This is a genomic window from Gemmatimonas sp. (assembly GCF_036405635.1).
GTDB lineage: Bacteria > Gemmatimonadota > Gemmatimonadetes > Gemmatimonadales > Gemmatimonadaceae > Gemmatimonas.
This window is the reverse complement of record NZ_DASWXE010000232.1, coordinates 1-11,546: the sequence shown is the minus strand read 5'-3', so window position 1 is coordinate 11,546 and position 11,546 is coordinate 1. Positions and strand designations below refer to the sequence as shown.

Genomic DNA, 11,546 nt, shown 5'->3' with positions numbered 1-11,546 from the left:
TGCCGACGAACTCCGCGCCGATGACACGCGCTGGTTTGCGGTGCGTGTCGCCCCGCCTCCAACGGTGGCCATTCGTACGCAGGGCGGTCCGTTCCTCTCCGCCGCCCTGGGCACGCTGGTGGACGAAGGACGGCTGGCCCGCGGCAGCGAGAGCGACCCGCGCGTTGAGACCGTCTCCAGCGCCGAAGCCGACGGCACCCGCAAGCCGGTGCTGCTCACCGCCCCGGCCGACCCACTGCAGGTCGGTGGTGCCAACCGCCAACTCGCGCGACTGGGCATTCCGTGGCGCTTTGGCGCCATCGCGCGGGGCATGGTGGTGGCGCGTGTGCCGGCTCGCGGCGGAGTCACCGATTCCACCAGTCCGACCGCGCTCGCGTTCGAAGGCACTGCGGTGCGTTGGCGCTTCCCGCTGGTGTATTCGCCTGGTGCTGCGGCCGATGCTGGCGCACCGGCTGCGACCAGCACGACGGCGGCGGCTGGCGTGGATACCATCGCTACCGCCGGTGGCACGCCGTGGGTGGTGGCCGGCGACGGCTACGTGCTCCTCGGCTCTCCACTCGACACGGACGCCACCGACCTGCCGCTCAAGGCTGCCTTTGTGCCCTGGGTGCTCGAGGCGCTGGCCCGCCGTCTCGGTGACGATGGACGGCTCATCACGGCCGTGCCCGGGTCCGTCATCACGGGTGTGCGCGATGTGACGGCGCTCGAGCGCCCCGATGGCTCACTCATCCCCACCTCCGGCGACCGTGTCACGGTGCCGGCGCAGTCGGGGGTCTATTTCCTGCGACGACAGGCCGCGCGAGTGGGGGCGTTGGTGGTGAATGCCGAGCCCTCCGAATCCGAGCTCACGGCCGCCGACACGTCGGGCAAGGCCGGCGAGACCCTGATCGCTTCGCTCGCGAAGGGCGCCGATCTGCGCGCCGAGGCGACGAGTGCGGGCTGGCAGCGCACCGTGTTTGCGCTGGCCGAGGGACAGGCGCTGTTGTTGCCGCTGGTGGCGCTGGCGCTGCTCGCATTGATTGCCGAGGCGTGGCTGAGCGGTCGCTAGCTTTCGGCACTGGCCCGCGCGGGAAAGCGGGCCGGTTGACCCGGCAAGCGATGCTTCGGACTTCTCGATGAGTGGGTGATGGGACTACCGCGGTTGATTGACGCGATCGCCGGCCTGCCGGCGTTCGATCGGATGCTCAAGGCGTTGCCCGGCGCGGGCGCATCGCTGCGCATTGGCGGGCTGGCCGGTTCGTCGGATGCCGTGCTGATCGCCGGCCTCGCGCGCGCGTTGCCGCAGCGCCTGGTGGTGGTTATCGCCGACCAGTTGGGTGACGCCGAACGCTGGCTCGCCGACCTGCAGTCGCTGGTCGATGACGTGCCGGTGGCGCTCTATCCGCCGCGGGAAGGGTTCGGCGAAGTGGAGCCGCACGCGGAAGTGGCCGGCGAGCGCGTGGAAACGCTGGAAAAGCTCGGACGCAGTGCCGTGCGCATCCTGCTCACCACGTCACGCGCCGTACTCGAACGTACGGCGCTGCCGCGGGCGCTGAGTGGCGCGCGACTCGAACTGCGCAAAGGCGACCAGCGCCGCCTCTCCGATCTCGCGACCCATCTCGAGTCCATTGGTTTCGAGCGTGTGCCGATGGTGGAAGACGTGGCGCAGTTCTCGGTGCGCGGCGGCATCTTCGACATCTACTCGTTCGGCATGGCTGAACCGGTGCGCCTGGAGTTCTGGGGCGACGATATCATCGAGCTGCGGCACTTCGATCTCAACACGCAGCGCAGCACGCGTGATGCCGATGTGGCGCTCATTCTGCCGGTGGATGGTCGTGTGCAGACGGCCGAGGGCGACGACGAACGTGTGGCCCTGCCGGCGCTCTGGCCGTCGGACTCCATCGTGGTGATGCCATCGGGAAGCAGTGTGTTGCCCGAGCTGGTGCGCACGTGGGATGAGGCTGCGCACCATATCGAGCTCGCGCTGCGGCGTGGTGAGGACTACACCCACCGCGACCTGCTGTTCGTGCCACCGCCCGAGATGGCCAGCACGCTGGCGCGGTTCGGCACGTTGCGCATCAATCCGCCGCCGCAGAAGGCGGCCAGTGCCAACAGCAAGGATCTGCAGCCGGTGGGGCCGGAGCCGGACATCGCGTTTCCGGTGCGGCATCCGGAGACCATCTCGCGTGACCTGCGCGTGCTGCGCCGGCTGCAGCGCGATGGTCTCAACACGGTCATCCTGTGCGACAACGCGGGGCAGGCTGAGCGTCTCGACGAGTTGTTGGGCGAGGACGGGCCGGTCGCGGCGGCGTTGGCCATTGGTGTGCTCGGCGGCGGGTTTGTCGTGCCCAACGTGGTGCGTGTCCTCACCGACCACGAGATTTTCCGCCGTGAACGACGTCTGCGTCGCACGCGGCGCTACAGCACCGGAGCGTCACTCGACACGCTCGGCGCGCTCAAGCCTGGAGACTATGTCGTGCATCTCGAGCACGGCATCGGCATCTATCGCGGCATTGAGAAGATCTTCGTCCGCGAAAGCACCATCGAGAGCGCGGTCATCGAATACGAAGGCGGCGATCGACTGAACGTGCCGCTGTATCGTATCGATCAGATCGAGCGCTATCGCAGTGCGCACGATGTGAGCGAAGACGCGCCGGCGCCTCGCCTGCACAAACTGGGTGGCAACAAGTGGAAGGCGCAGCGCGAAAAGACGCGCATGGCCATCCTCGAGATGACGCAGGAACTGCTGGAGCTGTACGCGCGTCGCAAGGTCACCACCCGCCCCCCGCACGGAGCGGACGGCGCGTGGCAGCGCCAGCTCGAAAGCTCCTTCCTGTTCGAGGACACGCCCGACCAGCGCAAGGCCACCGAGGACGTGAAGCGTGACCTCGAGGGCGAGCGTCCCATGGACCGCCTGCTCGTGGGCGACGTGGGCTACGGCAAGACCGAAATCGCCATTCGTGCCGCGTTCAAGGCGGTGCAGGGCGGCAGGCAGGTGGCAGTGCTGGTACCGACGACGATTCTCGCCGAGCAGCACGCGCGCAATTTTGGGGATCGCCTGGCCGACTTCCCGGTGACGGTGGAAGTCATGAGTCGCTTCCAGACGGCCAGCCAGCAGGCCGTCGTGGTGGAGAAGCTCAAGAAGAAGCAGGTCGACATCATCATCGGCACGCACCGGTTGTTGAGTCCCGATGTGTCGTTTGCCGATCTGGGGCTCATCATCGTCGACGAAGAGCACCGTTTTGGTGTGAAGCACAAGGAGCGCCTCAAGCAGCTCAAGCTCAGCACCGACGTGTTGACGCTCACGGCTACGCCGATTCCGCGCACGCTGCACCAGTCGCTGGCCGGCCTGCGCGATCTCACGCTGATGCAGACGCCGCCGCGGGACCGCTCTCCGGTGCTCACGTTCGTCGAGCCGTTCGATGATGCGCTCATTGAAGAGGCCATCTCGCGCGAACTCGATCGTGGTGGGCAGGTGTTCTTTGTGCACAATCGCATCGAGACCATCGAAGCCATCGCCGATCACCTGCGGCGCATTGTGCCGCGGGCCAGCGTGGCCGTGGGGCATGGCCAGATGAAGGAGCGCGAACTGGAGAAAGTGATGCGCCAGTTCGTGGAGGGTGAGGTGGACATCCTCGTGTCCACCCTCATCGTGGAAAGTGGTCTCGACGTGCCCAACGCCAACACGATGTTCGTGAACCGCGCCGATCACTTAGGGCTCGCCCAGCTCTATCAGCTACGTGGCCGCGTGGGTCGCTCCCACCGCCGGGCGTATTGTTTTCTGCTCGTGCCGGACCGGGTGGACGAAGACGCGGAACGCCGTCTGGCGGTGCTCGAGCACCATACGGAGCTCGGGGCCGGGTACCGGGTGGCGCTCAAGGACCTCGAACTGCGTGGCGCGGGCAATCTGCTGGGTCCCGAGCAGTCGGGCTTCGTGCACTCGGTGGGCTTCGATCTGTACCTGCGCCTGCTCGACGAAACGGTGCGCCTGCTGGCCGACGGTGGCGGGCAGAAGCCGTGGATCCCTGCCGACGTGAACCTCGATTTCCCGTCCTACCTGCCGGACGACTACATCGGTTCGCAGGAGGCCAAGCTGGACGTGTACCGTCGCCTGACGGCCATGCGGGACCCGGCGGCCATCGAGGGGCTCAAACGCGAGGTGCGCGACCGGTTCGGCGCGCTCCCCGGATCGGTCGACGCGCTCTTCGGCAGCGCCATGCTGCGTGTGCTGGGCGCCATGCTGGGCGTGGACGGGGTGCTTGTGCGGGCATCCGAGGCGCGTATTACTTTCAGGGCTGACGCAGTTCCGCGGCTCAAGGGGTTGTCGGCGGCATTCCACGAGGTGCAGTTCCAGGTGGATGTCCGTCGCACTCAACCACTTGCGCTGAAGCTGACCCGACTTGGGGGAGCCGAAATGCTCGAAGGGCTGATTCGCGCCCTGCGGGCCTTGGTTCCCTGATGGCAACCATCCTACCCGCCATTCGGGTCTCACTTCTCCCATTCTCTCCGTTGCCGGAGTTCACCTGATGAAATCGTCCCGTTTGTCCGTTCTTGCGCTCGTCGCGTTCGCCGTCGCCTGTGGCGCGGCGTCCAACCCCGACGTAGCGGCCAAGGCCGGCGACCAAGAGCTCTCGTCGACGCGGCTCGCGGAGATCCTCGCGCAGTCGCAGGCGCCGCTCGAGAAGGACGTGGCGCGCAACATCGCGGAGCTCTGGGTCAACTATCAGCTCGTCGGCCTTGCCGCCGCGAACAATGATTCGCTGAGCGACGCGAAGGTCATGCAGGAAGCGCTCTGGTCGCAGATCGACAACATCCGCGTCAAGAAGTTCTACGAGAACGTCTCCAAGGGTTGGGATTCGATCTCGCCGGGCCCGGACGAGCAGCGCTACCAGAACGGTGAAGCCCTCGCGGCGCGTCACATCCTGGTGAAGACCGACCCGAACGCTTCGCCCGAGCAGATCGGCGCGGCCAAGAAGAAGGCGGAAGGCATTCTGGCTGAAGCCACGCCGGCCAACTTTGCGACCCTCGCCGCCAAGAGCGACGAGCCGGGCGCAAAGGAACGTGGTGGCAACCTCGATATGTTCGGCCGCGGCATGATGGTGCCGGAGTTCGAGAAGTGCCTGCTCCTGCTGCAGCCGGGCGAGATTTCCAAGGAAGTCTGCCAGACGTCCTTCGGCTTCCACATCATCTACCGCACGCCGTATGCGGAAGTGGCCGAGAAGTTCGCCCCGATCGCGAAGCAGCGGAATGTGGCCATCGCCGAGAGCACCTATCTCGCGAAGCTCGAAACGTCGAACAACGTGAAGATCGAAGCCAGCGCGCCGGTGAAGGCCAAGGCCATCGCCAAGAACCCGCTCGGCTACATCAAGGACAACGGAGCGCTCGCCAGCTACAAGGGTGGTTCGCTCAGCGCGTCGCGCTTTGCGCAGTGGGTGATGGCCTACCCGCCGCAGGCGCAGATCCGTCCGCAGCTGGTGGCCGCGCCGGACACGCTGGTCGACAAGTTCGTGAAGCAGATCGTGCGCAATGAGCTCGTGCTCAAGCAGGCCGACAGTGCCAAGTCGCAGGCCGATACGAGCGAGCTGCAGGTGCTGTTCATGAACTTCAAGTCCGACGTGCCGCGCGTGTGGGCCGGTCTGGGCGTTGAGCCGTCGAAGCTCACCGACAGCGCCAACACCAGCAAGCCGAAGGTCGCTGCCGCTCGCGTCGATTCCTTCTTCAACCGCCTGGTGAAGAACGAAGTGCCGTTCGTCGAAGTGTCGTATCCGCTCGCCCATGCCGTGCAGACCAAGTACTCGTTCTCGATCAACGAGGCCGGTCTCGACAAGGTGATCGAGAAGGCGAAGACCATCCGGTCGTCGGCTGACTCGAGCAAGGCTCAGGCGGCGCCGACTGGTGCTGCGCCGGTCGTCCCGCCCGACACCACCAAGAAGTAAGCCCTGAACCCCGGTCCGCTGATCGGGTACCAATTGGCATGAATCGTTCTCCGCTGTTCTCCATGCTCGCCGGCGTCGCGATCTTCGCGGCGCCGGTATCGCGTTCCCACGCCCAGGACACCACGGTCACCAAGGCGGCGAAGCCAGCTGCCCCGGTGGCACCGGCGGACACGTCCAAGACCATCCCGGTGGACGGCATCGCCGCCATCGTGGGGGATCAGGTGATCCTGGTGTCGGAGGTGATGGCCTCGGTCAACTCGGCGCGCGCCCAAGGGGCGAAGATCGAGAGCGCCAAGGATCTCGCGAGGCTCGAGCAGGACGCGCTCCAGCAACTCATCGAAGCCGAATTGCTGGTGCAGAAGGCCAAGATCGAGAAGATCGAAATCAACGATCTCGACCTGCAGTCGCAGGTCGACGGCCGTGAAAAGCAGGCGCGCGGTAACTTCTCGACGGACGCCGAGTTCCGTTCAGCGCTACGTGAAAACGGCTTCGGTACGGTCGAAGAGTGGCGCAAGATGCAAATCGACGCCGCCCGTCGGAGCAAGCTGCAGCAGGAAGTCATGCAGAAGCTTCAGCGCGACGGAAAGGTGACGGCGGTCAACGTCACGGAGGCCGAGATCAACGAGGCCTACGACGAAGCCAAGGCTCAGCTGCCCCGCAAGGAGGCGCGCGTGGGCATGCGTCAGATCGTGGTGGCCACCAAGCCGTCCGAAGCAGCCAAGAAGCGCGCGCGTTTCAAGATCGATTCCCTGCGCACGGAGCTCGACAAGCACCCCGAGGATTTCGAGAACATCGCCAAGCGCGAGTCGATGGACGGCACCAAGGAGCTGGGCGGTGATCTCGGCTGGAATCGTCGCGGCCGGATGGTGCCCGAGTTCGATCGCATGATGTTCGCGCTCAACCCCGGTACGATCAGCCCCGTGGTGGAAACGGGCTTTGGGTATCACATCATCCGCGTCGACCGGGTGCAGCCGGCCGAAGTGAAGGCCCGGCACATCCTCATCCGTCCCGCCGTTGACTCGGCCGACGAAGCGCGCACGAAGGTGCTGGCTGATTCGGTCGCTGGTGCGTGGCGCAAGGGCGGCAGCTACGACTCGCTGAGCGTCAAGTTCCACGACGAGTCGGGCGGTGAGGAAAAGACCATTCCCGAGTACCCGCGCAGCGAGCTGCCCGAGGCGTATCGCAACGCACTCGAAGGGACGAAGCTGAACGACATCATCGGACCGTTTGCCATCCCTGATCCGGCCGCTGGTGCGAACAAGTTCATCATCGCGCAGGTCACGATGTTGGACGAGGGCGGCGAGATGACGCCGTCGGAAGCGCGGACACGTATTCGTGAGCACCTGGCCGGTGAAAAGAAGATGCGCCGCCTGATCGACTCGCTGAAGCAGCAGACCTATGTGTCCGTGCGGTACGCTCCCGATCGGACGGGCGAACCCTGACGTGAGAACGGTTGACGACCGGACCGGCGTCACCCTCGGCATCACCCTCGGCGACCCACGCGGTATCGGACCCGAGATCGTTGGCAAGGCGCTCAGTGACTCCCGCGTGGAGGCGCTGGGCGCCTTCTGGCAGGTGATCGGGCCGTCGGAAGCCGGTGTGCCGGTGCACGTGGATCTTGGGCCCTGGCGGCCATCTGGTGACGCCGGGCGCGATCTCGCCGCCGGTGGACGGATGGCGGGGCTCGCCGTGGAGCGAGCGACTCGACTGGCGCTTGACGGCACGCTGGACGGCATGGTCACCGCACCGTTGGACAAGGCGGCTCTCAAGGCCGGCGGCTATGACTATCCGGGTCACACGGAGATGCTGGCGGCGCTGGCCGGCGTGCCCACCACCATGATGCTGGCCTCGGATCGGCTGCGAGTGGTGCTGGCCACCACCCACATCGCGCTGCGCGACGTACCCGACGCCCTGACCGCTGATGCGGTCCGTCAGGCCGTGCAGGCCACGACGTCCGGTCTGCGCCAGGATCTGGGCATCACGGCACCGCGCATTGCGTTGTGTGCACTCAATCCCCACGCCGGTGACCATGGCCGTTTTGGCCACGAGGACGACGAGTTGCTGGCGCCGCTCGCCAGGGAACTCGGACTGGCCGGTCCGCTGTCCGCCGACACCGTATTCGTGCGCGCGCTGCGGGGAGAGTTCGATGCCGTCATCGCGCCGTATCACGATGTGGGCATGACGGCGATCAAGGTGGCGAGCTTCGGCAGTGCGGTGAACGTCACGCTGGGTTTGCCGTTCGTGCGCACCTCACCGGATCACGGCACGGCTTTGGACATTGCCGGGCAGGGGATCGCCAGCGCCGAGAGTCTGGTGCGCGCGATGGAAATGGCGGTGGAGCTGGTGCTCCGGCGCCGGAGCGGCGCGGCGCGCTGACCCCGGGACGCGACAGCGGGCTGGCACGAAGTGGTGCGCCAGCCCGCTGCATCCTCAAGGGATGTGCAAGTTCTGGTGGTGAGAGGACCTGAGGGGGACGCCCTCAGGAGCTCTCTTTTGAACGTTCGCCACGGGTTTGCTCGTATTCCGGACGAGCGCTGTAGCCGTAGCCTCCGAAGACTTCGCCGCCACGCATGTAGTCGTGGCCGTAGCCACGACCGAGCGGGTACGCCGAGGATGTTTTGCCGGGCGAGCCCTGTTGGCTGCCCTGTGCGCTCCTCTTCCCGCCGGCCGTGCTGTTCTGCTGCTCATCGTGCATCGGTCCCTCCAGCAAGGGGTGTCTGTTCACGGTACGCCCGGACGGGGGGCTGGGCAAGCTGAACCGGGGCGGTGGCAGGTGGGATCGGGACGTCGGACTGTTTCTGGGGTCACGGACTGCCCGGAATTCCGTGTCGAACTCGTCCGGATCACGTCTCCCCCGTTGTATCAGACTCCGGGGGCTAGCTAGCTTTTGAGGCTATGGAAATTCGCAACGTCGCCATCATCGCGCACGTCGACCACGGGAAGACGACCCTCGTCGACAAGATGCTCCGTCAGGCTGGTGCCTTCCGGGAAAACCAGGTCGTCGAAGAGCGCGTGATGGATTCGAATCCGCTCGAAAAGGAGCGGGGGATCACGATTCTCGCCAAGAACACCTCGATCCGGTGGAAGGACACGAAGATCAACATCGTGGACACGCCGGGGCACGCCGACTTTGGTGGCGAGGTGGAGCGCATTCTGCGCATGGTGGACGGTGTGCTGCTCGTCGTCGACGCGTTCGATGGTCCGATGCCGCAGACGCGCTTCGTGCTGCGCAAGGCGCTGGAGCTTGGCCGCACGCCGATCATCGTGATCAACAAGATCGACCGCCCGGGTGCCGACCCGCTGCGCGTGCACGATGAAGTGCTGTCGCTGTTCATCGAGCTCGAAGCCAGCGAAGAGCAGCTCGAGTCGCCGGTGGTGTATTGCAGCGCCAAGCAGGGCATCTCCACGCTCGACATGGATGTCGAGGCCGTGGACTTCGTGCCGCTGTACGACACCATCGTGAAGACCGTGCCGCCGCCACCGAGTGATGCGGAAGGTCCGTTCCAGATGCTCGTGTCGACCATCGACTATTCGGCTTATCTGGGCCGCATCGCGATCGGCCGCATCGAGCGTGGCACCGTGAACATGGGCGATGCGATCACCCTCGTGACCACCGACGCCAGCAAGGCGCCGGTGCGTGGCCGCGTGACGAAGCTGTATGGCTACGAAGGCCTCGACAAAGTCGAAATCCCGACGGCATCGGCCGGCGAAATCGTGCAGCTGGCCGGCTTCGAGAATGTCGACATCGGCAACACGCTGACCGATCCGTCCACGCCGGTGGCGCTGGAAGGCATCAGCGTGGAAGAGCCCACGATCAGTGTCGACTTTGTCGTGAACAACTCACCGTTCGCGGGCAAGGAAGGCAAGTTCGTGACGTCGCGGCAGATTCGTGAGCGCCTGTACAAGGAGCTCGAACGGAACGTCGCGCTGAAGGTGGAAGACAGCGATACCACCGACGCGTGGAGCGTGTCGGGACGCGGTGAATTGCACCTCTCCATTCTCATGGAGACGATGCGCCGCGAAGGCTTCGAGTTCCAGGTCTCCCGCCCGCGTGTTATCACGCGTGTCGACGAGAACGGCCAGAAGCTCGAGCCGTTCGAGGAACTCTCGATCGACGTGCCCGAAGACTACATGGGCGTGGTCATCGAGAAGCTTGGCCCCCGCAAGGCCGAGATGATCGAGATGAAGAATCCGGGGCAGGGTCTGGTGCGATTGCTGTACCGCATTCCGGCTCGTGGATTGTTCGGCTTCCGCAGCGAATTCCTGACGGATACGCGCGGCACCGGCATCATGCACCATCGCTTCCTGGAGTATGGGGCGTGGGCGGGCTCGCTCGCGGGACGTTCGCGCGGCGTGCTGGTGTCGATGGAAGCGGGGACGATCATCGCCTTCGCGTTGTTCAACCTGCAGGACCGCTCCACACTCTTCGTGAGCCCGGGTGATTCCGTGTACGAAGGCATGCTGGTGGGCGAGAACTCGCGTCCGGGAGACATGGACGTGAATCCCACGAAGGAAAAGAAGCTCACGAACATGCGCTCGAAGGGCGCTGACGAAGCGATCGTGCTCGAGCCGCCCCGCCAGCTGACGCTGGAAAGTGCGCTGGAGTACATCGAGGACGATGAGCTCATCGAGGTGACCCCGCAGAGCATCCGTCTGCGCAAGCGTATGCTTGCGGCCAGCGATCGCAAGCGTGTCACCCGTGAAGTGAAGCGCGAGCGGGATCGCGCTTCGGCCTGATCCGTACACCGATCACACACGGATGAGAATGCCCGGACGGCGCGCCGTCCGGGCTGCAGGCACGGACCATTGCGGGAAGTGCGGAAGAGTCTGAACATTTCCCGCGCACATCCGTATCACAGGCATCGCGGGCGTCGATCCGGTTGCCTGTGCGTCATTTCGGGTTGCGGACCGGAGTTCCCCTGCCGATACTCCCGGTCGGTTCGCCCAATTCTTTCTTCACACTCGCAGGAGAATCGTCCCATGTTGGAGTTGTTCGGGTCGTCGTCGCTGGACGCGCTCGAAGAGAAGGTGTTGCCATCGGTGTTCGCGCTTGCGGCAGATGGCGACGATGAGGATTTCGATGACGAAGGTTTCGACGACGAAGAAGGCGACGACGAAGAAGACGTCGATTTCGACGACGATGATGATCTCGACGACGATGACCTCGATGACCTCGACGACGACGAAGACCTCGATGATGATGACGAGGACGACGAAGACGACGAGGATGACGAAGACTTCGATGATTACGACGGCGGTTACGGCGACGAAGACGATCCCGACGCCTGAGTGGTTGAGGGTGCAGGAAATCCGGCAGTGGGTACCCTGACCAGGGTGCCCTTGTCGGAAGGATGAGTCGGCGATACATTATGCGGCTCTGGTGGATCGACGTGACGAACTCGCTTGCGAGTCGTTGCGTTCCTCCGGGCCTGTAGCTCAGGTGGTTAGAGCGCACGCCTGATAAGCGTGAGGTCAGAGGTTCAACTCCTCTCAGGCCCACTGAAGGGTAAGTCATTATTCCTCCGTGGTTTCTGTGGTACGGCGACGGCGTTGCTTCGGCAACGCCGTTTGCCGTTTGCTCCGGATTGCTCCGGAAATGCGCTCCTGTTCGTCCGGCGAAATCGCTTCTTC

At 65.0% G+C, this 11,546-nt stretch carries 7 protein-coding genes, 1 tRNA gene and 1 pseudogene; 8 read left to right on the top strand and 1 reads right to left on the bottom strand.

What is annotated here, in order from left to right; translation table 11 throughout:
• The 5 genes and pseudogenes from VGE27_RS18200 to pdxA all read left to right on the top strand — a co-directional run.
• Positions 1–1,048 (top strand): annotated as a pseudogene (locus VGE27_RS18200) (hypothetical protein); the annotation flags it as partial.
• A 78-nt stretch (positions 1,049–1,126) separates the two neighbouring features.
• Positions 1,127–4,438 (top strand): transcription-repair coupling factor, encoded by a 3,312-nt coding sequence (gene mfd, locus VGE27_RS18195; RefSeq protein WP_331051102.1) that lies wholly within the window; start codon positions 1,127–1,129, stop codon positions 4,436–4,438.
• A 67-nt stretch (positions 4,439–4,505) separates the two neighbouring features.
• Entirely contained in the window at positions 4,506–5,915 is a 1,410-nt protein-coding gene (locus VGE27_RS18190) for a peptidylprolyl isomerase (RefSeq protein WP_331051101.1), read from the top strand.
• A 38-nt stretch (positions 5,916–5,953) separates the two neighbouring features.
• Positions 5,954–7,357 carry a peptidylprolyl isomerase gene (locus VGE27_RS18185; RefSeq protein WP_331051100.1) on the top strand — a complete coding sequence of 468 codons (1,404 nt, stop codon included), beginning with the start codon at positions 5,954–5,956 and terminating at the stop codon, positions 7,355–7,357.
• A 1-nt stretch (position 7,358) separates the two neighbouring features.
• Positions 7,359–8,291: a 4-hydroxythreonine-4-phosphate dehydrogenase PdxA gene (pdxA, locus tag VGE27_RS18180; protein ID WP_331051099.1), complete on the top strand. Its 933-nt coding sequence runs from the start codon at positions 7,359–7,361 to the stop codon at positions 8,289–8,291.
• Positions 8,292–8,394: 103 nt separating this feature from the next.
• On the opposite strand, the gene VGE27_RS18175 is transcribed toward pdxA, so the two are convergent.
• Positions 8,395–8,610: a hypothetical protein gene (locus VGE27_RS18175; protein WP_331051098.1), complete on the bottom strand. Its 216-nt coding sequence runs from the start codon at positions 8,608–8,610 to the stop codon at positions 8,395–8,397.
• Positions 8,611–8,810: 200 nt separating this feature from the next.
• Here VGE27_RS18175 and typA point away from each other — a divergent pair, with 200 nt between their 5' ends.
• The 3 genes from typA to VGE27_RS18160 all read left to right on the top strand — a co-directional run bounded on the left by typA (position 8,811) and on the right by VGE27_RS18160 (position 11,414).
• Positions 8,811–10,652, top strand: a complete 1,842-nt coding sequence (gene typA, locus VGE27_RS18170; RefSeq protein WP_331051097.1) for a translational GTPase TypA — start codon at positions 8,811–8,813, stop codon at positions 10,650–10,652.
• Positions 10,653–10,895: 243 nt separating this feature from the next.
• Positions 10,896–11,204, top strand: a complete 309-nt coding sequence (locus VGE27_RS18165; RefSeq protein WP_331051096.1) for a hypothetical protein — start codon at positions 10,896–10,898, stop codon at positions 11,202–11,204.
• A 136-nt stretch (positions 11,205–11,340) separates the two neighbouring features.
• Positions 11,341–11,414: transfer RNA gene (locus VGE27_RS18160), tRNA-Ile, on the top strand.
• The last annotated feature ends 132 nt before the right edge of the window (positions 11,415–11,546 follow it).